Origin of the sequence: Planococcus chinensis, from assembly GCF_042681545.1 — a bacterium.
Lineage (GTDB): Bacteria > Bacillota > Bacilli > Bacillales_A > Planococcaceae > Planococcus > Planococcus chinensis.
Map to the genome: position 1 here is coordinate 941,817 of NZ_JBHUFW010000004.1, position 24,482 is coordinate 966,298.

The window sequence follows — 24,482 nt, forward strand, 5'->3', positions numbered from 1 at the left end:
TATGATGTTAACAGAATTGGAAGAAGGGGACATACAACATGACAGCACTCGAACACAAACAGGAATTAGTAGAAACGGCCAGGCTCTACCACATCTTTGAAGAAAATGAAGACAGTGAGCGGGCGGCGAAAGCCGAACTGTTTGCCAAAAAGATTCTGAAAAACAAATTCATCATCGGATTCGCCGGCCATTTCTCTTCCGGGAAATCATCGATGATCAATGCTCTGACAGGCGAAACCTTGCTGCCTTCAAGCCCGATCCCGACGAGTGCCAACATCGTCAATGTCCACAAGGCGGACGGCGATTACGCAATCGTCAACATGAAACAAACCAAGCCGGTTTATTTCCCGGCGAATTATGATTTTGAGGCAGTCAAAGCCTATTGCAAGAACGGCGATGTCACCCAAATTGAAATCGGGCACAAAGATTCGGTCCTTCCTGATGGGGTCACCGTCATGGACACGCCCGGTGTCGATTCCACGGATGATGCGCACCGGATGTCTACCGAATCGGCGCTCCATGTGGCCGATATGGTTTTCTACGTTATGGATTACAACCACGTTCAATCCGAATTGAATTTCAACTTCACCAAAGAATTGCAGAAATACACCGATTTGTATTTGATTGTCAACCAGATCGACAAACACCAGGCAGCAGAGCTTCCGTTCAGCGAATTCAAAGCATCCGTCAAGGATTCGTTCGCCGCTTGGGGCGTAGAGCCGAAAGGGATCTTCTACACTTCCCTGAAGGATTTCGATTTTCCCGGCAATGACTTTGCCGAGGTCAAAAAACTGGTGTCCGAGTCCATGCATGGCTGGGAAGGCCATGTGGGAGAAGCGGCCGGGTCGGCCCTCGAGCAGCTGAAAGATGAGCATCTGGTTTTCTTGGAAGATGAAAAGATCGAGCGGTTGCAGGCATTCTCCTCCGTTTTGACTGAAGAAGAATGGGCCATGCGGGATGACCTGAAAGCGGAAAGCGCTTCAGTGGAGCAGCGGCAGTCGGTTCTGGAATTCGAAGACTGGCGCAAAGCCTTTGAGAAAAACCGCAAAGAGCTTGTCGAAAATGCCAACCTGATGCCGTATGAACTGCGCAATGCGCTGACCAATTATCTTGAATCAGTGCAGCCCAGCTTCAAGGTCGGCCTCTTGTTCAGTGCGAAAAAGACGCAGGAAGAGCGCGAGAACCGGAAACGGGAAGTGGAAAACCGCCTTTCCACGGTTGCGGCTTCCCAAATCACCGGGCACTTGAAAAAATTAATGAAGACGTCGCTGAAACAAGCTGGGCTCCTGACAGACAGTGAATCGCTTGCGATCGACGAAATGCCGTTCGATGTACCGTTTTCACTTGTTGATGAAGGCATTCCCCAAGGAATCCAGATTACGGGCGATACGGTCCTGAATGTGGCAAAAGCCATCCAAACGTCAATCCAGCGCTGGTTCATCAAAGAAACGGAAAGCTGGAAAGACAGGCAGGAACCCAAATTCCAGGAGCTCTCCGACGATGCGAGCGTGCAGATCGGCATGAAAGCGGAACAGCTGAACCAAAAGATGCTCGCTATCCAGACACTTGAACAAATGGATGAGCGGATTGTCAAAGTGAAGCGGGCATTTTCCGCAATGCTGCCGAAACAGCAGGAAGCAGCAGAAAAACAGGTTGCTCTTTGGGAAAGTGAATTCCATATTACCATTGAAGAAATGATCCAGTTCGACCCTTCTATGTTGAAGACGGAGAAGACCGAAAGCAGCGCGACTGAACAGGAAGTGCAGCGGATTGCCGAAGCGATGGATGAAGCGGCTGTCATCGGCCGTGCCACGCGGACATCCCAAGTGCTTGAGCCGATCAAAGGTTTTGCAGAAACGGCGCAGTATTTGAAGCGCAAAGCTGCCCGGCTCGAAAACCAGGAGTTCACGATCGCTTTGTTCGGTGCGTTCAGCGCAGGCAAATCTTCTTTCTCGAACGCCCTGTTAGGCGAAACGGTCCTTCCGGTATCGCCGAACCCGACAACAGCAACCATCAACCGGATCCGTCCCGTGACCGAGAAGCATCCGCACGAAACGGCGGATGTCCGGCTCAAGACAGCCGCCCAGCTCCTTGAGGACGTCCGCAATTCCTTCCAGGCATTGGGTATCGAAGCGCGGTCGCTCGAAGAAGCGTACAGCAAATCGGGGGAGCTGCCGGCAAATGATGCGACGGAGCAGCAAGTCCATAAATCCTTCATCGCCGCTTTCCGCAAAGGCTATCCCGAATTCAAGGAGAAGCTCGGCGCTACGCTCCGGACGAACCGGGAAGAGTTCGGCTTATACGTAGCCAAAGAAGAGCGCAGCTGCTTTGTCGATGAAATCGATTTCTATTACGATTGCGAATTGACGCGCAGCGGCGTCACGCTGGTCGATACGCCCGGCGCGGATTCAATCAACGCGCGCCATACCAATGTCGCGTTCGAATACATCCGGAACGCTGATGCGATTTTGTTCATAACGTACTATAACCATGCTTTCGCCCGCGCAGACCGGGAATTCCTCATCCAGCTCGGACGTGTCAAGGATGCGTTCGAAATGGACAAGATGTTCTTTATCGTCAACGCCATCGACTTGGCGAGCGATGAAGCTGAAAAAGAAGCAGTCATCACCTATGTCCGGGATGAGCTGCAGCGGTTCGGCATCCGGTTCCCGCGCCTGTATGGAGTTTCAAGCCTGCTGGCGCTCCAGGACCGGAGCGTGTCGGGGCTTCCGGCATTCGAGTCGGACTTCCAGCATTTTTTGAAAGACGAATTGAAGGGGCTGGCCGTCCAATCGCTGTCGGAGGAAGAGCAGAAAGCGGTGAACCGTTTTGAAGCGCTGATCACGCAGACCGAGAAGAACCTCGTCCGGAAAGACGAACGGCTAAATGAGCTCAAACGCCTTGAACAGCAGCTCCGCATTCTTTTTGGGGCTTCTGCCTCCCAGCTCCTGACCAAAGAAGCGCTGCAAGAACTTGATGAATTGCTTTATTACGTCAACCAGCGGGTATTCTACCGCTTTAACGACTTTTTCAAGGAAGCATTCAACCCGTCGCTCTTTTCTTCAAAACCGGCTCAAGGAGCGCTGGATACAGCATTAGCGGATATCGTCGAAATGACGGCATTCGATTTTGAACAGGAAATCCGGGTCACCAATTTCCGCTTGTCGCAGTTTATCGAAAAACGGATCGCCGGCCGGTTCAAAGACGATACGGCCAAGCTCAAGGAGATGAACCCGGAGTTCGCCTTCACGCCATACGAAGTGGAAGAGGCGGGGACTGTCGAAGCCGGGAAACCATTCGGCCAAGCGAACTACAATTCCGTCAAATCGCTTTACCGAAACAATAAAACCTTCTTTGAGAAGAATGAAAAAGAGAAGCTGCGCGATGCACTTCAAGCGCTGATGGAGCGGGATGCCGCGCTTTACCTTGGGCAGGAGAAAGCCAAACTCGCGGGTTGGGCAGAACATTTTGTTGACCAGGAAGCGGAAGGGCTGCGCCAGCATATCCTCCGTCAGGCGATGGACCAGATCGATTCCGAACGCACGCTATTGCAGCAGGAAGAGATTTTAAAAGAATGGAAAAAAATGTATGATAATTTGGTAGCTGAGAGGGTGTAGGAGATGAAAGTATTTATCGACACGAATGATACGCAGCAATACCGTTGGATTGATGCAAGGTTCGACTTGAAGGATCCAAGTGCGGGCGAACGCCAATACGCAGAATCCCATGTGAAAGGTGCGGTTTTCTGGGATCTGGAAAAGCATTTATCCGATATGGGAGCCGAAGGTGGACGCCATCCGATGCTTTCAAAGGAGAAGCTGGCTGAACTGATCCATGCGAGCGGCCTGGATCCCGAAGATTCTGTGGTTGTCTACGACCAGGGCGGTGCGCCATTTGCGGCACGCGCTTGGTGGCTCTTGAAATATGCGGGCTTTAAGAATGTGTTTATTTCAAAGCGCGGCTTTGAAGCTTTAAAAGCGGATGGCATTGAAGTGGCTGCGGACGTTCCGGAATTTCCGCGCACTGACTATGCACTAAGCTTCGATGATTCGCTCTATGCTGACCAAAGCTACGTGAAGGACATTATCGAAGGCGATGAGCTTGGCGTGCTGGTGGATGCCCGCTCGGCCAAACGCTATGCGGGGATTGAAGAACCGATTGATCCCGTTGCGGGGCGCATTCCCGGTGCGCGGAATTTCGATTGGGAAAAGCTGGTCAGCAATCACCAATTCAAAGAGAACACCGATTTTTCCGACGTCCTGCAAAAACAGGAGCCTGCAGTCGTTTACTGCGGCAGCGGCGTGTCCGCTGCTGCATTGTTTGCCGCATTGGCGGAAGCCGGCCATGAATCGCTTCGGCTGTATGTCGGCAGCTTCTCAGACTGGATTTCCGACAGCTCCAATGTGGTCGAAATCGATTCATTGGCCCAGCCGGAGGCGGAAACAGAAGACGCAAAAGCGATCCTTGCACGCCTGATCGAAGAAGGCTACTCGGGGGAAATGCTCATGAAAAAATTCGAATATGAAAAATCGCTGCTTGCTGATAAATAAAACAAAAACCCCCGTTCAATTTGAACGGGGGTTTTGCTATTCTTGCTTTCCTTCATCCGTTTCTTCGGATTCAAGGGGTTCGATACGGGTTAATTGGACAGTGATAATCTGATGGTTTTCCATCTCGATGACAGTGACGATGTGGTGGGGCAGGGAGACGGATTCGCCTTCAGTAATCTCCGTGTTTATCATCTGTACCCAGCCGCCAATCGTATCCACATCTTCGCTTTCTGCGAACGTCAGCCCGAAACGCTCTTCCAGATCTGAAAGAAGGACCCGGCCGTTCAGCAGGTAATTGTTTTCATCGAGCGCTTTGATTTCATCCGGTTCGTCGTCATCGAACTCATCGCGGATCTCCCCGACGATCTCTTCCAAAATGTCTTCCATCGTGATGACGCCGGAAGTACCGCCGTACTCATCGATGACAATTGCCATATGGACCTGTTCGCGCTGCATCGTGACAAGCACATCCTGTATCGGAGCGCGCTCTACGACGAACGGGATATCGTGGACTACCAAGCTGTTTTTCAAGTTCCGGGTGACCGTAAAATTCGTCAGCATTTCTTTGACATTGACAAACCCGATGATATTGTCCTTGTCGCCGTTTTCCGTTACAGGATACCGCGTGTACTGGTGTTCCGCGACGATTTCCATCAAATCTTCATGATCCATTTCAAGCGAGACCGTTTCCATCTGGGTGCGCGGGATGAGGACATCTTTTGCCAAACGCTCGTCAAAAGAAAAGATGTTCTGCATATACGATAATTCCGTCTGGTTGATTTCGCCGCTCTGATAGCTCTGGGCCATGATGATCTTCAATTCCTCTTCGGAATGGGCCTGCTCATGTCCTGCAGGTTCAATGCCGAATGCCCGAAGGAGCAGACGGGCTGAACCGTTCATCAGCCAGATAGCCGGGTTCATGATCTTGCCGAAAATGATCAGCGGCCGCGAGAAGAACAAAGCCATCCTTTCAGAATATTGGATGGCCAGCGTCTTTGGAGCCAGTTCCCCGAGAACGACATGGAGAAACGTGATGCTGGCGAACGCGATTGCAAACGACAAGATGGAAGCGGTCGGGTCATGGATGCCGAAGTTCTCGAACACAGGATGCAAAATCCGCTCGACTGTCGGTTCGCCGAGCCAACCAAGGCCGAGGGCGGTGATTGTGATGCCCAGTTGGCAGGCCGAGAGGTAATAATCCAGGTTGTCCGAGATTTTCTTCGTCAGCACGGCCCGTTTGTCACCTTCTGAAATCAGCTGATCGATGCGGGATTGGCGCACCCGGATGATCGAGAATTCGGAACCGACAAACAAAGCGGTCAATGCAATTAATAAAGCCACCAAAACTAAATTCAAAATGAGTATACTGTCCAATTGTTCCCTCCGGCTTGGAGGGTTCACCTCAGCTTTCTAAAATATGGGTTTAATTATAGCATATTTTAGCGGTTTTATGTTCCAAGCGCAAATTGCGCAAAAAATTAGGCTTTTCGGAGTGAATGTGGTTGAACGCAGCAGGAAATGGATTTATGATTATCTTTAGAAAAGGAGTGACACCATGAAAACCCTATGGCATGGCGGGAAGATCTATACAATGGCAACAGAAGGAGAAACGGTGGAGGCGGTGCTCGTCTCCGGCGGCAAAATAGAAAGAATCGGCAGCTACGAAGAATTGAAAGCCGAAGCTGGCCGCGAAGAAGATTTGCGCGGGAAAGTCATGTATCCGGGTTTTGTGGACAGCCATATGCACATGATTGGCCATGGCGAAAAGCTCCTGCGGGTTGATTTGTCCAAAATCGAATCAGCGGAAGACATGAAAAACCAGCTCATCCGTTCTACCTCGAATCTGGCGCAAGACGAATGGTTTATCGGAGAAGGGTGGAATGAAAACAATTTCCCTGATCGGAAAATATTCCACCGCAGTGAACTCGACCAAATCACCCAATCCCCTATGCTGTTAAAGCGCGTTTGCAGGCATGCGATTTTGGCGAATTCGAGTGCTTTGCGTCTTGCCGGGATCACCAAAGATACGCCGGATCCGGACGGCGGTGTGATTGTGCGCGATTATGACGGCGAACCGACAGGCTACTTGCTGGACGCCGCGCAAGACCTGGTGGCCAAACAAGTGCCTGAAGTGAGCATCGGCTATTTGACAAAGGCTTTGAAGACGTCGGTAGAGGATCTGCTTTCGCTCGGATTGACGGGTGCCCACACCGAAGACATGGGGTATTATGGCGATTATTCGCGCCCGCTGCAAGCGTTCAAGAATGTCATTGGTGAAAAATTGAAGTTCCGGGCGAACTTGCTCCGGGCGCACAGCGTTTTTGAAAAGATGGTTGAAACGGCTGAATACAACGAACCTTTCATCGATCCTGGCGCAATGAAAATTTTTGCGGATGGTTCGATCGGCGGGAAAACCGCCCTGCTAAGCCGGCCATACAACGACGATCCGACTACGAACGGCGTGGCCATCCATTCCGATGAGGAATTGAAGAACTTGGTCGCCATGGCACGGAAACACGGAGAAGCTGTGGCCATCCATGTGATTGGCGACCTTGGCATGGAAAAAGCGCTGGATGCAATCGAAGCGCATCCGGTGCCGAAAGGGAAGCGCGACAGGCTGATCCACGCAATGGTTGTCAGGGAAGATCTCGTGGAACGGCTCGTAAAGCTGGATGTGGCGCTTGATCTGCAGCCAAGCTTTGTTTCTTCCGATTTCCCGTGGGTCATCGAACGCCTCGGCGAAGACCGCATCAATTGGGCTTATGCATGGAAGAGCCTAATCGACAAAGGTCTCATTGCGGCAGGTGGTTCCGATGCGCCGATTGAAGACGTAGATCCGCTCTTGGGCATGTATGCGGCGGTAACAAGAAGAAAGCCATATGAAACCCATGAAGGCTATATGCCGCATGAAAAGTTGAGCCGTTTCGAAGCGATCCAATTGTACACGAGCGGCAGCGCAGCAGCAATTTGCAAAGAACATGAACGCGGTCAGATCCGGGACGGCTATGACGCCGATTTTACGGTGCTGGACCGGGATCTGTTCGAAGGGCAGCCCGAGCAATTCCTTGAAGCGAACGTCGCCCTGACGATCGTTGCGGGAGATGTCATGTACAGCAGCAAAATCAGCGTGAACCAATAAGGAAGGATGATTGGATGCCAGCAACACCAGAGGCCATTCTCGAAAAATTGGCGGCTGCGGAAAAAGCGGGGGCAGATATGAAGAGCCCGAAAGCGGTGGTCGATTTTATGCTGTCCCAAGGTGAAAAAGAGTCGATCCTGTATTTCTACAAACCGAAAAGCGTGGAGTTCGATTTCGAGAAATACCATGCAGCCGTTGACGAAATGCGCCAAGCAAAGCAGAAAGAGCTATAATGGACCAAAAAAAGAACGCTCAGAATCTGAGCGTTCTTTTTGTTCAATGATTAATATGCTGCCCGCTCCGGTATGTTTTTCCGTATGCGCTTTTGCAGCCAACCGGTTATTACGGCAATTACGCCGGAAACGGTTATGACGAACAGGCCGATCAACGTCGCCGGAGCATCGTCCACTTGGGCAAGCCGGTGCAAGAAAGGCAGCTCCAGTATATACAAAAAGCATATAGCGAGTGCGGCATATTTGATGTTGCGCACGGCCGTAAGGGATGAAGGGGTGAAAATTCTCCCTTTGCCAAGAGCGCCCAACAACTTGGAAATCTGATACAGGGCATAGAAAAAAGGGATCATCGCTGCGTACATGCCGATCAATACGGGGTACTGCAATTCAGCCAGCTCCGGCAATGCCCAGTATGGGGAGTCCGGGTCGAACCTCGTCAAACCATACAGGCAGGCAGCGAGAACGGGGAGGGCGATAAGCAAAACCACAAGCTTCAAAAAGTTAGCGAGCACTTTCATGAGCTGCACCTCTTCCTTCTGGATTGCGCCGATATTTTCAGTCCCTTAATTCAGGACCGTAAAAGCGTATTACAACTTGGAAAGAGGGAATCTGAGCACCTTTCGAATCTGCCGGCCAGCTGCATCACTTTCCGCCGAGCATATTGAACAAGCCGCCGGCAATGCTGCCTTCGCCTTGGGAACTGCCGGCAGGGTTCTGCGGAGCAGCTGCGAAGACACGGCTGGCGAGACGGCTGAACGGCATGGACTGGATCCATACGCTACCGGGACCGCGGAGAGTGGCAAAAAACAAGCCTTCGCCGCCGAACAAGGCGGTTTTGACGCCTGATACCATTTCGATATTGTAATCGACGTCTGCTGTCATCGCGACCAGGCAGCCGGTGTCGACTCGGAGCACTTCACCTTTTTGGAGATTTTTGCGGTACAGCGTGCCGCCTGCATGGACGAAAGCCAGCCCGTCGCCTTCCAGTTTCTGCATGATAAAGCCTTCGCCTCCGAAAAAGCCGGTTCCGAGTTTTTGCTGCAGTTCAATCCCGATGGATACGCCTTTTGCAGCGGCCAAGAACGAATCTTTCTGGCAGATGACTTTTCCGCCCAGCGTGCTTAAATCCAGCGGGATGATCTTGCCGGGATAAGGAGCGGCGAAAGATACGTGCCGTTTGCCGGTCCCTTGGTTGGTGAAAGCGGTCATGAACAAGCTTTCCCCCGTTACCAGACGTTTTCCGGCTCCCATCAATTTTCCCATCAATCCCGATCCGCTGTTTTTCGATCCGTCGCCGAAAATGGTCTCCATGGCAATGCCGTCTTCCATCATCATTAAAGCTCCTGCTTCAGCAATGACAGTTTCATTTGAATCAAGTTCCACTTCGACAAATTGCATGTCATCGCCGTGCAGTTTAAAGTCGATTTCGTGATTGTTCATGTTTTTTCCTCCTAGGATTGTATTTCTGCTATATAATTAATACGGTATTGCACAGGACAAGGTTTCAGGGAAACCTGCCCGAATGAAAACTTTTGCGAAAGGAAGATGAACATGCGGATTGAACCGATCGTGGCGGCGGCCATGTACATAGATAAATTCCACCCAGACTGCGAAGCGGCAGTCCTCGCCGGGAGCGTAGTAAGAGGGGAAGCAACAACGACTTCAGATTTGGACATTGTGGTTTTCGATGAAGGCGTTCAAGCGTCCTACAGAGAGTCCATTCTCTTTCAAGATTGGCCCATAGAGGTGTTTGTCCATAACCTTTCATCCTACCAGCCGTTTTTTGAAAGCGATTGTGCCCGTGCACGCCCTTCATTGCCGGCGATGGTTTCGGAAGGCATGGTCCTCAAGGACCTGGGAGTCCTTGTTGGGATTAAAGCGGAAGCAGATCTTTTGCTGGCAGCGGGCCCGAAAAAATGGACCCCTGATGAAATCGGCGCCAAGAGATACTTTATTACAGATGCACTGGACGATTTTACCGGCAGCGAGTCAAAAGCGGAACTTTTATTCATCGCGGGGCATTTAGCGGAGCTCCTAGCGGAATTCGTGCTGCGCACCAACCGGCAATGGACAGGACAATCCAAGTGGGTTTACCGGTCGCTGCAAAAATTTGATCCGGGCTTTGCAGAGGCGTTATCAGAAGCGTTCGGACATTTTTACCGGACCGGCGACAAAGACCCCGTGATCCGGCTGGCAGAAGAGGCTTTATCTCCTTTTGGCGGCAAGTTGTTTGATGGGTTTTCTGCTGGCAAGAGAAAGGAGCGGATTTGATGGACGCGCAGGATTGGATCCGGCTTTTGGAAATGGAGGCGCATCCGGAAGGCGGCTTCTATAAACCATCTTTCCGATCGGAAGAGACGGCAGCTTTTCATTCGGGGGAAAAGGCTCTGTACACAAGCATTTATTTTCTGCTGGAGTCCGGGGAAGTATCGCACTTGCACCGGCTGAAGTCAGATGAGTTATGGTATTACCATGCCGGCAGCCCGCTCACGGTCCACATCATCGGGGCCGACGGGGCACACCGCGAGGAAAAATTGGGATTGGACGTTCAGGCAGGAGAAAAGCCGCAGGTACGTGTGGAAAAAGGCAGCATCTTCGGTTCTTCTGTCGACCGGCCGGATACGTTCGCGCTGGTCGGCTGCATGGTCGCGCCAGGTTTTGAATTCGAGGATTTCGAACTGTTTACGCAGGCCGAACTGGCAGAAGCGTATCCGCAGCATGAGCGAGTGATCAAGCGCCTTGCCTATAAGGAGCTCAAGTAATAAAGGGTCTTACCTTTGCGCAAGGAACTGTGCTAAAATTGGGACAAAAGCTTAGGGGATGAGGGACTGGGATGGAAATGGTTTTAACGTTACTGATTGTAGCTTCAGCAATATTCGCAGGAATCTCACTGAAGAAATTTTATGACAAACCGTATATTGTCAATTTTGCACTGGCGGCTATGCTGCTATTGATCGTATTTCGGACATTTATGCTGCAGCCGATCAACGGCCTCGGCTATGCGGCAATCGTCCTTTGCTCGATTGCATCCGTTTTCCAATTGGTGCTTGGTGTGAAAAGCCTCAAAGGAAAAGAAAGCGTTCAAGCTTGATGAAAAAAGATGGCACCTCATTGCTGAGGGCCATCTTTTTTGATGCGCGAATAATGTCGTTCAGCGCCAATGCTAAATCCGAATAGTGCCTGGCACAATCAGAGTCGGTTCAACGCTTCTTCAATGGGGTCATCCCCAGAAATGACTTCAAACGCTTTGTTGTAGACATGTTCATTTGAAAGGGAATGGAGAAGGACGGCAGCCACATCTTCACGCGGAATCGGTCCGCCGTCCAATTGTTCAGAAGCGGTGATCCGGCCGGTTCCGCGGCTGTTAGTCAGAAGGCCCGGGCGGATGATGGTGTACGTCAGGCCGCTTGCCCGCAGAATGTTGTCAGCATGGTGTTTCGCAACGTAATAAGGGGCCATTTCATCGACCCAGTTTTCCCGGCGGTCGGCATAGATGGCACTGACCATCAAAAACCGGCTCACACCGGTCCGCTGTGCCGCTTCAATGGTTTTGGCGGCACCGTCAAGATCGACGAGCAGCGTTTTATCCGCGCCCGTTTCGCCTCCGCTGCCAGCAGTGAAAACAACTGCATCGCAGCCAGCCATGGCTTCGGCGATTTCATCGATGCTGCCTTCGAGGCTGGCCAATGCCGTCTCCACGCCTAAAGCATTAAAAAAGCTGACTTGATCTTGTCTTCGCACCATCGCCTTGGGCGTATGCGTCCCGCTTTTGTCAAGCATCTGGACGAACTGCCGGCCGATTTGCCCGTTGGCTCCTACTACCAATACTTTCATCTTCGCAGTCTCCCTTCCGAATACGTAATCTTCTTATACCTTTTATACCCATCAAATGTAGGGATAACCACAGGGGAGAGAAAAGGAGCTTTTTCAATAATTTTGAAATTTCACCTTTCCATCTTTGAACTCTTTAGTATAATATTACTAAACACAACATTCTTATTGATTTGGCCAAAGGAGGAACACCATGGAAACCCGACGCATCAGGAAGACTGGGGAAATGATAAATGAAACTGCGCCCACAGGCTTGTCATACGGATTGTCGCAGTCGAAGGAAAAAAGCCTGGACCGGAAACCGAACATGTTTTGGGACTTTATTACCCAGGCATTTCTTTTTTTGTTAGGCGGAGCGATCCTTTGCGGACTGCTTTATGCTTTAGTAACCTTTACATAACCGCAACACCGAAAGGGGCAAGTCGATGATCAGATATCCGGAAAGCGTTTTGCGGAGCATTGGAGTGACTGCGCCATCCTCTGGCGTCCCGCAGGAACACCATCATTTATTGCAACAGGCAAAAGAACGGCTTGAAAAACAGGGGTTTACCGTTCAGGTCGGCGAGACAGCCTGGATACAAATGGAGGCGAAGTCAGCGCCGGCAGAGCAGCGGGCTGCGGAACTGATGCGCATGCTGATGGACCCCGAAATCGACCTGATCCTCCCTCCATGGGGCGGGGAATTGCTGGTAGAAACACTAGAATTTATCGACTTTGACGATTTGGAGCCTAAATGGGTGCTCGGGTATTCAGATCTGAGCTTGCTGCTGCTTGCGATTACATTGAAAACCGGAATTGCCACTGCCCACGGCACGAACCTGATCGATTTGAGGGGGGAGGCATCCGATTCCACCACTGGCCGCTGGCTAGATGTATTGCGGACAAATCCGGGAGGGTCTGTTGAGCAGGAATCTTCGGAAAAGTATCAGTTGGAATGGAGCCATGAATCGCCATCGCCGGTCGTTTTCCATTTGACGGAACCGACGGAGTGGAAGACGGTGTCGGGCGAAGGGGAGCGGTTTGAAGGCCGCCTGCTCGGCGGGTGCATCGACGTGATCCGCCATGTAATCGGGACGCCTTATGGAGACGTTGCCAAGTTCCGCGAGGAGCATATTCCCGAGGAGCCAGTGGTATGGTATCTGGAGAACTGCGAGATGAATGTTGCCGATCTCAAGCGTTCGCTTACCCAAATGAAATACGCCGGCTGGTTCAGCCATATATCCGGAATCGTTTTCGGCAGAAGCCCGGCGAACCAGGAAGTCGGAGGGTACACCGCAGAAAAAATGTACGCCGATCTGTCGGATGAACTAGGCGTTCCAATCGCTTATGATATCGACCTCGGCCATATGCCGCCGCAAATCACATTCATCAACGGCGCCTATGCCACGATCGATGTGGAAAATGGCAAAGGGACAGTGAAACAGGAATTTAGGTGAAAAGGAAGTCGGAAAGATGGAAATTAGACAATTGGGGCCGGAAGATGCTGCCGGATACAGGACGTTGCGGATCGAAGCTTTAATAAATGACCCGGATGCCTTCAGCGCATCCCTGGAAGATGCAATAAAGGCACCGCTTCAGAAAACGGAGAGCCGCCTTTCGGACAACGCCGCTGTGACGTTCGGCGCTTTTGACGAGGGGAAACTTGTCGGCAATGTCACGTTAGCTATGGAGACGGGATCCAAAACAGGCCACCGCGCTTCGGTCTATGCCGTTTATGTGACGCCTTCTGCCCGCGGCAAAGGAATTGCCCGGAGATTGATGGAAACCTTGATCAGTTTTGCTCAGCAGCAAGAAGAAATCGAGCAATTGTATTTGATGGTCAACTCGGCCAATGTCCCGGCAGTGAAACTATACGGGCATCTGGGTTTCTTGAAATATGGCGTCGACCTCCGCGCAATGAAAGCGGAGGGCCGTTATATCGACGAGGACTTGATGGTCAAATTTCTTTGAAGCATAGAAAAAAGCGCTGGCGATCCAGCGCTTGAACTTGTAGATAAAAGAATAAAAAATTTTTCAATTTTATAAATATGCATGGAATGAAAGAAATACCGAATCCTCCACTTCAGGCGGACGCGTTCCGCGGGCTCGCGCCGAACTAACTCGGACTAACGTCCGAGTGGATTTCGGCACTTCGCTGTCCCGCAGGTAAAACCGGTGCTCCTGCATCGCTTCGGTGCTTCGTCGCAAACAAGTCGGCCGAACTGCCTTCGGCCAACTTGCTCGCCGCCTTCCGTTGCGGATCGTGCCAATCAGATTAAAGCAGTTCAGAGTTCTTAACTTATCTATTTGATAAAGGTGACGCTCCCGACCGAGTTGGCCACGAGACTCCTGAGGGACCAGCTCGAGCTGAAGGCCCCGCAGGAACGTAGTGACGAGGAGACTGAAGCCGAGCACTCGGAAAGCGAAGTGGCCAGCTCGGTCGGGCTAGTAAATCTATTTTCATCATAAGTAGACCTTGTTTACAGTCTGAAGCGCTGGCGGTCCAGCGCTTTTTTTATTCACGGCTGAGGCGGTATAATTTATCATCGCCTTCAGAAGGCGTGCCCCGGCCGTCCGTATTGTTCGTGATGAAGTAAATTTCTTCTCCGTCTGCATAGACATCGCGGACGCGCCCGAAGCCTTCGATGGAATCGGCGACTTCACCCGTTTCCAGATCGATCACTTTCAGGGCAGTACCTCGGAGTGCCGCGACATAGAGCATGCCGTCCTGCACATCTATTCCGCTGGGCGCCCATGTATCTCCAGAACCGGTTGTGTAAAATGGCGATTCAAGGCCGTCCTGTTCAGCGGTCCCTTCGATGATGGGCCACCCGTAATTATTGCCTTCCTCGATGATATTGATTTCATCATTGGCGGATTGGCCGTGTTCGGAGGCGTACATGGTGCCGTTGTCCCAGGCCATGCCTTGCGGATTGCGGTGCCCGCTGGAAAAGATGAGGAATTCATTGTTTTCATTCAACCGCAGGATCTTGCCGTTGACAGATCCCATATCCTGGGCAAGATCAGGCTCTGAAGCGTCGCCGATCGTAGCATAAAGCGCCCCGTCTTTACCTATCTCCAGCCGTCCTCCGTGATGGACATTGCCGGTCGGAATTCCTTCCAACAGCACGCTGCTTTCTTTCCAGATACCGTTCTCCAATTGGAACCTGGCAATTTTATTGTAAGGGCTGCCGTCCCGGTCGTACACATAATATCCAAAGGCTTGAGCCGTATCAGAAAAATCGGCGGCCAGCACGAATCCTAGAAAACCTGCTACTGCTGCATTTGATAAGGGGTCGGAGAATTCCACCGTTTGATGGGTCACCTTGCCGGTTTTGTCGATGTGCGCCACGGTCCCTGAACGTTCAGAGATATAAAATTCTTCTCCATTTTTATTGATGGACCACGGGGCATCCAGGCCGGTGGCGATCGCCTCGGTCGGAGCTGTTGCTTCTTCAGGTTTCGCTGGTGCATCGTTGCACCCGGCGACTATACTAAGGAAGAGCAGCGGGATCATGAATTTTTTCACCGGAAAACCTCCTTTGTTCAATCATAATGGAAGGTCCCGGCAAAAGGCAACGCAGGAGAGGGGGAGAGGTTATGCCGTTTCTAAAAGATGTAAAAGAAGAAGAAGAAATCCGCAAAAAACGGAATCTGATCCGGATCATCACGTGGATTGCCATCGCGATTGCACTTTTTCTGATTTGGTATGTCGTGTGAAATTTCTCAGCATAGAAAAAAGCCGTCAAGCTGACGGCTTTTTTCTATGCTTCATGAGCTCCACGATGACGATTCCAAGTGTTACGCCGAGCAGCAAGTTGATGATAAACGGATCCAGGTATTGGTCGCGGAAGATGAAAGCGACGGTCAATATGTAGAAGAAGGCCTGGGAGGCCTTGGCAATCGGCGGCACGCCGTCTTTCGGATAGCGGAGGCGTGCCAGCTGGAACATGAGGAATGCCAGCAATAGTGTGACAAACCAGGGCCAGTAAAGGCGGTCAACCAAGTTATTGACCAGTGCAAAGACAGCCAATGGCACATGATAAAACAGGACGGATTTCAAGATGAATCACCTTTCGCACACTATTTTTTCGGAGTTTGCTGCTGTTTTGACGCCAGGACCAAGTACAGGTTGTAGATGGAGAAAAGGACCGCAAGTGTAATGATGATAATCGAAATGATTGGATAAACGGATGCGCCGTTCTCCATGATTTCGACAATGCGCGTGTACAGGATCCAAGGGCCGATCAGCAGGATAAAAATATCGAGAATGATGCCGATTTTCGATCTCATAATTTTGCCTCCATTAAGTTCAGCTGTTTCCAGTTTACCAGACTTTCCGGAAGCCGTCTCTCACCATCTCGGAAGAAAACGGGCAGCGCCTCCATAGCCGCTGCTCGTTTTCTTTGTATTCTTATTTATGTGCCCGCAATTCTTTTCTTGCCAAGTCGTCAGCTGCCCGGTTCTGCGAATCGGGAATCCATTTGATGAAACAATATTCGAATGACTTGCTGAGGGCAAGCGCTTCTTCGAGGATCGGTTTGAAGCGGGGATTTTTGGTATATTCCCGTTCAAAAGCATCTACGGTCACCTGCGAGTCGGATTTGACCGACACCATGCCGGCGGTCAGGCCCTGTGCCAATTGCAGCCCTTTCACCAAAGCCGTCAGTTCGGCTGTATGGTTGTCCATTTCGCCGAGATACTCACTCCACTTGATCAAGTGGCCTTCCCCCCGGATAAAGACGCCGCATGCACTTACCTGCGGAGAGCCGGCTGTTGCAGCATCGATGAACACTTCCAGCATCAATTCACCTGCTTTTCATCGAACGGAGTAGTAGCTTTGGCCATATAGCCGAAAGGCGTGGCCAGCACGGAAACGATAAATTTCAAAATGTATGTTGAGACGAAGATTTCCAGCCAGACGTCGAGCGGAAAAACGCCGTAAAAGGCGATGCTCGTAAAAATCAAGGTATCCAGCAGTTGGCTGATCAGTGTGGAGCCGTTGTTGCGGATCCAGAACTGGCTGTCTTTCGGGAAAACCTTGCGGATGGCAGTGAAGATGATGACATCCAAATGCTGGCTCGCCAGATAGGCGATCATGCTTGCGATCGCAATCTGCGGAATGAGCCCAAAGATGGTCTCAAGCGATGAGTTGGCGATGTCGCTCTCTGCAGGTATGAACTGAAGCCCGGCCTGCATGACAAGGACCATGATCAAAAGCGAGGCGAAACCAAGCCAGACCGCTTTACGTGCATCTTGTTTCCCATATTTTTCATTAAGTATATCGGTCGCCAGGAAAGTGGAAGCATACAAGCTGTTCCCGAGCGTTGCAGTCAGGCCGATAATTTCGATGGTCTTCGTCACTTGGATGTTTGCCAACACGGTTGCAATGGCGACCCAGGCGAACAAACCGGTCTTGCCGAAGAATTTATACATCAGCAGGAGCAGGACGAAATTGGCCAAGGCGAAGCCAAGCCCAAAAAATTCATTGAACATTAAAAAATCCTCCTTAGTTTTGGTGAGGCGGGAGTTTGCGAACCGCCGCAAAGACAAAATGTCCTTTGCTAGTATAACTATTGTTGCAAAAAATCACAAATCAGTAGTAAAATTAGCGAATGGCAATTCAAAGGGGTGACAGGTTGAACAAACTTTCAATCATCAATGAAATCGACGAAATGATAGAGACATACTGCGAAGGCTGTTTTATCCGGAAACAACTTCGGAAAGAGCAAGGGAAAACCGCTGCGCACCGTTTCTGCATCAGCAATTGCTCCGTCGGCTCACAGCTGCAGTTTTTGGGGAATGAATTGAACAAAGTAGGCGCTGGACATAAATGAATAGAGGAAAACGGCAGCGGAATCCGCTGCCGTTTTTTTATTTTGCCCGCTGTTGTGGATGGGCTGTTTCGAGCTGCAGCACTTCTTCCGGAGGCTGCGGAGCTTTGTTGTAGAAGATTTCATTGCCGAATGCGTGCACTTCTTCATACGCCTTTTTCATCTTATCGAATATCCATTCTTCAGTGACGGCATCCGGCGACCAATAGAATATATCCATTTCACTTTTTTCGCCGGTGACAGGGTGGTTACGCACATAAGTGATGGACGGAGCTTTCTTGAATTTCTGCTTTTCATAAAAACGCACGCGCTTGCCTGATTCCGGATCTTCCGGTGTTACGGGATCGACTTCAAGGATGATCGCTTTGCCTTTCTTTTTCACGCGCTCCATTACTTTGGAGCCCAGGCCGCTGCCGCGTGACGAACTGGAGACGAGGATATAATCGACGAACAGGAAATCCTCCTTCTCAAAATAGACCAATGTGTATTCCGGGCCTTCGTCTAATTTGTAAACTTCGCTTTTGTCCGTGAACAACCCTTTCATATGCGCATGGGATTTCATCTCTTTAGCCGGGAAATATTCCCTCAGCTTCAAAAACCATGAGTCCATAAAATTTCCTCCTGTTTTGGCTTTTTGCATCTTCGGTTTATTAATAAGATTATTTCCGTTTGCCGAATTGTTTAAACCCGATTAGCAAGCTAAGGTTTGAATCGTCTGAAAATAGGCAATAATAGAGGTATTTACTGGCTTACATTATTTATAAAGGGAGTGTCTGGATGGGAAATGCAGGAGAAGGAAGATTGACAGCAATTTTAGGGTGGAGTTTGCCGGCGATCGAGGCAATCGACAAATTGGACAGGCCGTTCGTTGTAGTGGGCCCGCCTGATTTTGAAGGATTCGCAAAAGAGAATGGCATCAACTTTGTTGCATGGGATTTTGAACGGCTCAATGAAGGCTCGGATGAATTGTATGAGAAGCTTCAGGCGATGGACACTAAAGTAGCGGTGCCGATTTATGAAGAAACTGTAGAGTGGGCAGGCGCCTTGAATGCCCGCTTCTTCGATGATCCCCGCGTCTTCAACCGTTCGCTGTTAATGCGGGATAAAGGGCTAATGAAGCGGAAAGCACAGATGGCAGGTATTAAAGTGGGAGTTTTCGAAGAAGCGCATTCAAAAGAGGACATCCACCGCTTTTTAAAGCGGGTAAATGATGCGTTGATCAAAATCGAGGGCGACCTGAATGATCCGATACATATCAAGCCTCTGAACAAAGCAGGCACGGTTGGGCACATGGTCATTCGGGACGCGACAGATATCGAAAAGATGGAAGAACAGGAATTCCCTTATTTGATGGAAAGCCATCTCGACGGGCAGGAATTCTCTTGTGAAGCTTTTATCCATAACGGGGAAGTGAAGTTCCTGAACATCACAGAATACGTCAAACTGGGCCACTCGAATTTCGTGCCTGCTTCACCGACACTTGAATCTTACCGTCCGACGATATTAAAGGAAATCCAGAAACTGGTGGATGCTTTTGAAATTAAATACGGCGTCATCCATCCGGAATATTTCATTTCCCATGACGGCACTTTGAACTTCGGGGAAGTGGCGGCGCGGGTGCCCGGCGGACATATTTTCGAATTGATCGAGCGCGCATACGGCTTCAGTGCGTTCCAGGCTCAGATCCTCTGCAGCGATCCGGACACGACGGCAGAAGAACTGGAGGCTTTTTTCCCGAAAGAAGTGGACGATGCGAAAGGCTATGCCGGAAGTCTGATGGTTTATCCGCGCGTGAGGCTGATCGAAAAGCTGAATGTGCCTGATAAATTGAAGAACGACCCTTACTTTGAAAAACACGATATGTTCATACCGGTCACTTCGAAAGTAGCGGAGCGCGTCGGCTTCGGGAACCATTACGGCACGCTGTTTTTCTTTGGCAAAGACAGCGAGCGGATGAAGGAACTGCTGCAGCAATATGAAAAATTCGATTTTTATATCTAACACCTGGGGGAATGGCCATGACTACTGAAACAACACTGACCAAAAACAAATTTGAACAAGCCCTTGCGGTGCTTGAAGAAGCCAAGCCATTCGCAAAAAGCATGTACCAGACGGCTGTCTTTCAATTGGCCGGTGAGCTGGCAGCAACCGATAACGGCATGGAAGCCCTTTACGGCTATGCCGGACGTTTTGATGCAGCCGGTGTGTTCCATGGCGGGCCATGGGCGGAAGCCGCCAACTTGGAACCGCCGTTTGTCGGCGGCTCCTTGAAAATCAGGGGGGTCAATTCGCTCGTGGAAATGCTGAGTGAATTGCGCATGCTGTCAATTGCTGAAGGGCAATATGAACACCCGGAAGTGCCGCAAGAAGAAGCGGCCTCTTTTCTGAACGAAGTGCTGGCTTTGAATATGGACTTGTTGTTTCCGGCTGAAACGGAAGCCGCACGGGTAGAGGGCGGCGAGCATATCGAGCGGGCGGAACGGCTCTTCCGCTTTCTTGGCGCCCGTCTTTCCTATAAAGCGGTAGCGGGCAAGCTGGTCGAAGAGATTGAGCGCCTGACTGTCCAGCGGCCCATCATGGTGGAGCGGATCGTGACGATGATCGAGACCGCCAACCAGATGCTTGACGAGGAAATCGATGAACATACGAAAGACAAATTAAAATCATTCAACAAAGCGATAACCTCGCCGACGCCTCTCAGTGAACAGTATCCGAATTTGCGCGAATACCGGAAAAAACTGACGGAAGCCGACGAAGAAACTCTTCATGAGGAAGCGCGGGCGTTTGCGGAGTCGATGAACGCTACGGGATTGGTGGCACCGGCAAATGCCATCTTCATCCGTTTTCTGAACCGGAAATATTCCGATATTATTCCGGAAGCATTGGCGCTGTCTGAAATGGGCATAGCAAGCTTCAATGCCAATACCGAATTGGTCAGGGACATCATACAAATATCGGTCCATCCGGAAACGAGCAAAGTGATCTATGGCTTGTCCCGCATGCTTGACCGCGGCGTCCTGACACAGGAGCCCTTACTGCCTGCGCTGCGCCGGTTGTTTGAAATCGATGTGCACCCGGATGTCAAAAAGCATTTGCTCCGCCGGGAACATCGAAAAGGCGGCATCACGGCAAATGGCGTCCTGGTGGGCGGGGTTGTCAATGTACTAGGACAACCGCTCGGCATCGGGCAAGGGCTGAATCCTACATGCCAGTCCGCGAGGGCGATCAGTTTATGGGCCCAGCATGGCGTCGGCCAACTTCTTGAATATATTGCTCGGGCCGTGAGGGAAAATGATATCGACATGACCTTTGAAGGGGAAGAAATCCATTCGAATGTGATCCAGGGCGGGGTGGCAGACGAAATTCATCGCGAACTGGATCCGGTCTCAGTGGTCCTTGTTCCACACTTGGACAAAATCTATAATGAAATGATGAAAAAGACGCTATTAAGAGGAGAGGACGGCCACAAATGGGTCAATCCCGAGTTTTACGGGGAATGGATATCCCGTGGCTTTGCCAGCATTATCGATCAGTATACCGGTTTTGTCACGGACTATGAAGCGTTTGTGCGGCTGTTCTACGCGACACATCACCCGGAATACAATGAAGGCTACGAGATGATCTATCCGAACCCGGTGGGCATCTACATCACCAACGTCCATGGCAAATTACTGGGTCTGCATGCAGTCTCAATCCAGCGCATCGATCAGGATGAGCAGGGGGAATTCCGGGTCTATTTCTACAATCCGAACAACGACAGCGGCCAGAATTGGGGCCAGGGCATCGAAACGAGCGTCCAAGGGCATGGCGAGCAGGAAGGCGAGTCTTCCTTGCCGTTCCATCAATTCACAGCGCGGATGTATGCGTTCCATTACAACCCTTATGAACAAGGCGACACCTATATGGTGGAAGACGCCGATGTTGAAGAAATTGAACGGCTGTCGCGCGAAAGCTGGGGCAAAAACTATACGTGGACATGAAATGCAAAAGGGAGACTCGAATTTTTCGAGGCTCCCTTTTTTTTATATGCGCTTTTTCACGTATTAGTTTCAATAACATTCGATGCCTGCGGACCACGGTTTCCATCAATAATCTCAAACGACACGGTTTTGCCTTCCTGCAGCGTCCTGAAGCCTTCGCCTTGGATGCCTGTAAAATGGACGAATACGTCATCACCATTATTATGCTCAATAAAGCCGTACCCTTTTTCCGAGTTAAACCATTTCACTGTACCTTGGTGCATGCGCGTTCCCCCTATTATTGAGTAATGTCGTGGCGCCATTAAACTCCGTTTAACGGCTGGCTATACTATACCCGACTGGACGCCAATCGTCAATAACGCCTGGAGGGGAAGCTGTTTTTCGAAGGATGTTATAATGGAAGGAAAGGGGTTGTTTTTATGGAGAAAGAACAATTGCTGCAATGTGAAAAAGCGGCAAAAGCGATATACGATACATTTGATGCGAGCCATGATTGGCAGCATATTGAACGGGTTCGGCAAAATGCCAGGGAAATCCTCAAAACACACAAGGCGGATGCTTTTGTAGTGGAAATGGCCGTATTGCTCCATGACGTTTCCGATCCGAAATATAAAAAGCACGGAGAAGACCCGGAAGCGGAAATTTTGGCGGGCCTCCGGCTGGATGACGGACAGAAGGAGCATATCTCTGACATTATCGCAGCCGTTTCGTTCAAAGGAGGCAATGGAAAAGCGCCGGCATCCATCGAGGCTGAAATTGTGCAGGACGCGGACCGGCTGGACGCCATCGGGGCAGTCGGCATTGCCCGGACGTTCGCCTACGGCGGGGCAAAAGGCCGCAAATTGTATGATTGGCAGGAAGAGCCCCGCTTGGAAATGACCGAGGAGGAGTACCGGTCCAAGCCGACCAGCAGCACGACGCATTTTTATGAGAAGCTGCTGAAGCTGAAGGACAGCATAAATACAGAAGCCGGAAGGCGGATTGCTGAAGAGCGGCATGCTTTTATGCTATGCTTTTTAGAGCAACTACAAAAAGAAACGGATGGGAATAAATGAGCCATTTAAATATTACAAATTTAACCAAGACAGTTGGAGCAAAAACGCTTTTCAAAGGAGTCGAATTTTCACTTTACCCGGGAGAACGGGCAGGTCTGATCGGCGTTAACGGTACGGGGAAGTCGACCTTAATGTCCATTGTGGCCGGTGAAGTTGAAGCGGACTCCTTGACGATGGACCATCCGAAAAAATACCAGATCACGTATTTAAAGCAAGAACCGGAATTCGACGAATCACTCACCGTCCTTGAGACGGTTTTTTCAGGCGATTCGCCGATCCTGGCGCTCAACCGGTCCTATGAGCAAGCCTTGAAAAACATGATGATCGATTCGAGTTCAACCCAATTGCAGGATGAATTGATGAAAATCCAGGAAGGAATGGAAAAAGAAAATGCCTGGGACATCAATGCCCTTGCAAAAACGGCACTGACAAAACTCGGCATCGACATGTTCGACCAGAACATCAGCGAATTGTCCGGCGGTCAGCGAAAGCGGGTGGCACTGGCCAAAGCATTGATCGAGCCGGCGGATTTGATTCTCCTCGATGAACCGACAAACCATCTGGACGCTGTCTCCACGGAATGGCTTCAGGAAACACTGCTTCGCATGAACAGCGCCATGCTTTTTGTGACGCACGATCGCTATTTCCTGGATGCCGTTTCCACACATATCTTTGAAATTGCCGATCAGACAATGTATACACATAAAGGAAACTACGGCGACTACCTGGAAAACAAAGCGATTCGCGATGAAATGGCTGCTTCTTCCCAGCAAAAGCTGGAAAACCGCTTCCGTTCAGAGCTCAAATGGATCCGCCGGGGTGCCAAAGCCCGGTCGACCAAGCAGAAAGCCCGGATCCAGCGCTTTGATGAAATCAAGGAGAACGTCCAAAAGGAAAACGACAATACGTCGTTGGAGCTTTCCATGCAAAGCCAGCGTTTGGGCAAGAAAATCATTGAAGGTGAAGGCGTCGGCATGGCTTTTGGCAGCAATGTCATTTTCAGCGGCTTCGATTTTCTTTTGCAGGGCGGCGACCGCATCGGCATCGTCGGCCCGAACGGAGCTGGGAAGTCCACGCTCATGAAAATATTGGCAGGCGAGTACCAGCCGACTGAAGGGCGATTGGAATATGGGAGCACCGTGAAGATTGCCCATTTTACTCAGCATTTGCCGGAAATGGATGAATCACAGCGGATGATCGAGTATATCCAGGAGATATCAAGTGATTATGAGGCGGCCAAAGGCGTCCGTTTGTCGGCAACCCAAATGCTCGAGCGCTTTCTGTTCCCCTCAAACGGCCACGGCACACAAATCGGTAAACTATCGGGCGGCGAGCGGAAACGTTTGTACTTGCTGAAACTGTTGATGGAGCAGCCCAATATTCTCTTGCTTGACGAGCCGACGAACGACTTGGACATCCAGACGCTTTCTGTTTTGGAGGATTTTCTGGAAAACTTCCCAGGCGTCGTCATTACGATTTCCCATGACCGGTTTTTCCTGGACCGGATCGCCCAGAAATTGTGGACCACAGGTACGGGCAAAATTGTCGAGTACCAAGGCTTGTATTCCGAATTCATCAAAGAGAAGGCTGTGCCTGAAATGGTGGAGGCAGAAATTTTCGAACCTGCCCCTGTAACCGTGAAGCCGGAAGCGCCGAAAAAGAAATTGACGTTCAAGGAACAGCAGGAGTTCCATTCAATCCTTGATGTCATTGCCGAAGTAGAGCAACAGATGGAACAAAAAGAAAGCGATATGTCAGGAGCAGGCGCGGATTTTGAAAAACTGAACCAACTCACTCAGGAAATCGACGCATTGACAGAAGAATACGACCGTCTCATCGAGCGGTGGACGTATCTCCAGGAAATTGCAGAATCATAAAATT

Annotated in this window: 25 protein-coding genes; 14 read left to right on the forward strand and 11 right to left on the reverse strand. The window is 50.6% G+C overall.

The window, feature by feature from the left end; all coding sequences use genetic code 11:
- Nucleotides 1-38 precede the first annotated feature (38 nt).
- On the forward strand, nucleotides 39-3,617 hold the full coding sequence (locus ACFSDB_RS06985; RefSeq protein ID WP_204892298.1) for a dynamin family protein: 3,579 nt from the start codon (nucleotides 39-41) through the stop codon (nucleotides 3,615-3,617).
- A gap of 3 nt (nucleotides 3,618-3,620) precedes the next feature.
- Nucleotides 3,621-4,550, forward strand: coding sequence for a sulfurtransferase (locus ACFSDB_RS06990; protein ID WP_204892297.1), 930 nt, complete (start codon nucleotides 3,621-3,623; stop codon nucleotides 4,548-4,550).
- Nucleotides 4,551-4,586: 36 nt separating this feature from the next.
- Here ACFSDB_RS06990 and ACFSDB_RS06995 read toward each other — a convergent pair whose 3' ends face one another.
- Nucleotides 4,587-5,924 (reverse strand): hemolysin family protein, encoded by a 1,338-nt coding sequence (locus ACFSDB_RS06995; RefSeq protein WP_204892296.1) that lies wholly within the window; start codon nucleotides 5,922-5,924, stop codon nucleotides 4,587-4,589.
- A 181-nt stretch (nucleotides 5,925-6,105) separates the two neighbouring features.
- On the opposite strand from ACFSDB_RS06995, the gene ACFSDB_RS07000 reads away from it, so the two are divergent.
- Together ACFSDB_RS07000 and ACFSDB_RS07005 are read left to right on the forward strand one after the other, a co-directional pair.
- Entirely contained in the window at nucleotides 6,106-7,689 is a 1,584-nt protein-coding gene (locus ACFSDB_RS07000; RefSeq protein ID WP_204892295.1) for an amidohydrolase, read from the forward strand.
- A gap of 14 nt (nucleotides 7,690-7,703) precedes the next feature.
- Complete coding sequence (locus tag ACFSDB_RS07005; RefSeq protein WP_204892294.1) at nucleotides 7,704-7,922, forward strand: hypothetical protein; 219 nt, start codon at nucleotides 7,704-7,706, stop codon at nucleotides 7,920-7,922.
- A gap of 50 nt (nucleotides 7,923-7,972) precedes the next feature.
- On the opposite strand, the gene ACFSDB_RS07010 is transcribed toward ACFSDB_RS07005, so the two are convergent.
- Nucleotides 7,973-8,440 (reverse strand): DUF2975 domain-containing protein, encoded by a 468-nt coding sequence (locus ACFSDB_RS07010; protein WP_204892293.1) that lies wholly within the window; start codon nucleotides 8,438-8,440, stop codon nucleotides 7,973-7,975.
- Nucleotides 8,441-8,564: 124 nt separating this feature from the next.
- Nucleotides 8,565-9,362 carry a TIGR00266 family protein gene (locus tag ACFSDB_RS07015; RefSeq protein WP_204892292.1) on the reverse strand — a complete coding sequence of 266 codons (798 nt, stop codon included), beginning with the start codon at nucleotides 9,360-9,362 and terminating at the stop codon, nucleotides 8,565-8,567.
- Between the two features lie 111 nt (nucleotides 9,363-9,473).
- On the opposite strand from ACFSDB_RS07015, the gene ACFSDB_RS07020 reads away from it, so the two are divergent.
- The 3 genes from ACFSDB_RS07020 (at nucleotide 9,474) to ACFSDB_RS07030 (ending at nucleotide 11,013) form a co-directional block, all read left to right on the forward strand.
- Complete coding sequence (locus ACFSDB_RS07020; RefSeq protein ID WP_377339518.1) at nucleotides 9,474-10,193, forward strand: nucleotidyltransferase domain-containing protein; 720 nt, start codon at nucleotides 9,474-9,476, stop codon at nucleotides 10,191-10,193.
- Nucleotides 10,193-10,684 carry a cupin domain-containing protein gene (locus tag ACFSDB_RS07025; RefSeq protein ID WP_204892290.1) on the forward strand — a complete coding sequence of 164 codons (492 nt, stop codon included), beginning with the start codon at nucleotides 10,193-10,195 and terminating at the stop codon, nucleotides 10,682-10,684. Before ACFSDB_RS07020 ends, ACFSDB_RS07025 begins: the two co-directional genes overlap by 1 nt.
- 71 nt (nucleotides 10,685-10,755) lie before the next feature.
- Complete coding sequence (locus ACFSDB_RS07030; protein ID WP_204892289.1) at nucleotides 10,756-11,013, forward strand: hypothetical protein; 258 nt, start codon at nucleotides 10,756-10,758, stop codon at nucleotides 11,011-11,013.
- 98 nt (nucleotides 11,014-11,111) lie between these two features.
- Here the strand turns inward: ACFSDB_RS07030 and ACFSDB_RS07035 are convergent, their stop codons facing one another.
- The gene (locus ACFSDB_RS07035; RefSeq protein WP_204892288.1) at nucleotides 11,112-11,756 is read right to left on the reverse strand and encodes an SDR family oxidoreductase; all 645 of its coding nucleotides are present in this window, start codon (nucleotides 11,754-11,756) and stop codon (nucleotides 11,112-11,114) included.
- 422 nt (nucleotides 11,757-12,178) lie between these two features.
- Here ACFSDB_RS07035 and ACFSDB_RS07040 point away from each other — a divergent pair, with 422 nt between their 5' ends.
- Together ACFSDB_RS07040 and ACFSDB_RS07045 are read left to right on the forward strand one after the other, a co-directional pair.
- The gene (locus ACFSDB_RS07040) at nucleotides 12,179-13,189 is read left to right on the forward strand and encodes a S66 family peptidase (protein WP_204892287.1); all 1,011 of its coding nucleotides are present in this window, start codon (nucleotides 12,179-12,181) and stop codon (nucleotides 13,187-13,189) included.
- Between the two features lie 16 nt (nucleotides 13,190-13,205).
- Nucleotides 13,206-13,703: a GNAT family N-acetyltransferase gene (locus ACFSDB_RS07045; RefSeq protein WP_204892286.1), complete on the forward strand. Its 498-nt coding sequence runs from the start codon at nucleotides 13,206-13,208 to the stop codon at nucleotides 13,701-13,703.
- A gap of 544 nt (nucleotides 13,704-14,247) precedes the next feature.
- Here the strand turns inward: ACFSDB_RS07045 and ACFSDB_RS07050 are convergent.
- The 5 genes from ACFSDB_RS07050 to ACFSDB_RS07070 form a co-directional block, all read right to left on the reverse strand.
- The gene (locus ACFSDB_RS07050) at nucleotides 14,248-15,261 is read right to left on the reverse strand and encodes a PQQ-dependent sugar dehydrogenase (RefSeq protein WP_204892285.1); all 1,014 of its coding nucleotides are present in this window, start codon (nucleotides 15,259-15,261) and stop codon (nucleotides 14,248-14,250) included.
- A 216-nt stretch (nucleotides 15,262-15,477) separates the two neighbouring features.
- Complete coding sequence (locus ACFSDB_RS07055) at nucleotides 15,478-15,795, reverse strand: hypothetical protein (RefSeq protein WP_204892284.1); 318 nt, start codon at nucleotides 15,793-15,795, stop codon at nucleotides 15,478-15,480.
- Between the two features lie 20 nt (nucleotides 15,796-15,815).
- On the reverse strand, nucleotides 15,816-16,025 hold the full coding sequence (locus ACFSDB_RS07060) for a hypothetical protein (protein WP_204892283.1): 210 nt from the start codon (nucleotides 16,023-16,025) through the stop codon (nucleotides 15,816-15,818).
- 121 nt (nucleotides 16,026-16,146) lie between these two features.
- Nucleotides 16,147-16,536, reverse strand: coding sequence for a ribonuclease HI family protein (locus ACFSDB_RS07065; protein WP_204892282.1), 390 nt, complete (start codon nucleotides 16,534-16,536; stop codon nucleotides 16,147-16,149).
- Nucleotides 16,536-17,228 carry a queuosine precursor transporter gene (locus ACFSDB_RS07070; RefSeq protein ID WP_204892281.1) on the reverse strand — a complete coding sequence of 231 codons (693 nt, stop codon included), beginning with the start codon at nucleotides 17,226-17,228 and terminating at the stop codon, nucleotides 16,536-16,538. The genes ACFSDB_RS07065 and ACFSDB_RS07070 overlap by 1 nt, the downstream gene beginning before the upstream one ends.
- A 143-nt stretch (nucleotides 17,229-17,371) precedes the next feature.
- On the opposite strand from ACFSDB_RS07070, the gene ACFSDB_RS07075 reads away from it, so the two are divergent.
- Complete coding sequence (locus tag ACFSDB_RS07075; protein WP_204892280.1) at nucleotides 17,372-17,569, forward strand: zinc-finger domain-containing protein; 198 nt, start codon at nucleotides 17,372-17,374, stop codon at nucleotides 17,567-17,569.
- A 37-nt stretch (nucleotides 17,570-17,606) separates the two neighbouring features.
- On the opposite strand, the gene ACFSDB_RS07080 is transcribed toward ACFSDB_RS07075, so the two are convergent.
- A complete protein-coding gene (locus tag ACFSDB_RS07080) occupies nucleotides 17,607-18,176 on the reverse strand; it encodes a GNAT family N-acetyltransferase (protein ID WP_204892279.1) in 570 nt (189 codons plus the stop codon).
- A gap of 191 nt (nucleotides 18,177-18,367) precedes the next feature.
- Between ACFSDB_RS07080 and ACFSDB_RS07085 the strand changes: the two genes are divergently transcribed.
- Nucleotides 18,368-19,567, forward strand: a complete 1,200-nt coding sequence (locus tag ACFSDB_RS07085; RefSeq protein WP_377339526.1) for an ATP-grasp domain-containing protein — start codon at nucleotides 18,368-18,370, stop codon at nucleotides 19,565-19,567.
- 17 nt (nucleotides 19,568-19,584) lie between these two features.
- Nucleotides 19,585-21,546, forward strand: coding sequence for a hypothetical protein (locus ACFSDB_RS07090; RefSeq protein ID WP_204892277.1), 1,962 nt, complete (start codon nucleotides 19,585-19,587; stop codon nucleotides 21,544-21,546).
- A 56-nt stretch (nucleotides 21,547-21,602) separates the two neighbouring features.
- On the opposite strand, the gene ACFSDB_RS07095 is transcribed toward ACFSDB_RS07090, so the two are convergent.
- Entirely contained in the window at nucleotides 21,603-21,809 is a 207-nt protein-coding gene (locus tag ACFSDB_RS07095) for a cold-shock protein (protein ID WP_204892276.1), read from the reverse strand.
- Nucleotides 21,810-21,965: 156 nt separating this feature from the next.
- Here ACFSDB_RS07095 and ACFSDB_RS07100 point away from each other — a divergent pair, with 156 nt between their 5' ends.
- Both ACFSDB_RS07100 and ACFSDB_RS07105 read left to right on the forward strand, forming a co-directional pair.
- Complete coding sequence (locus ACFSDB_RS07100; protein ID WP_204892275.1) at nucleotides 21,966-22,601, forward strand: HD domain-containing protein; 636 nt, start codon at nucleotides 21,966-21,968, stop codon at nucleotides 22,599-22,601.
- Nucleotides 22,598-24,478 (forward strand): ABC-F family ATP-binding cassette domain-containing protein, encoded by a 1,881-nt coding sequence (locus ACFSDB_RS07105; RefSeq protein ID WP_204892274.1) that lies wholly within the window; start codon nucleotides 22,598-22,600, stop codon nucleotides 24,476-24,478. Before ACFSDB_RS07100 ends, ACFSDB_RS07105 begins: the two co-directional genes overlap by 4 nt.
- Nucleotides 24,479-24,482: the final 4 nt, after the last annotated feature.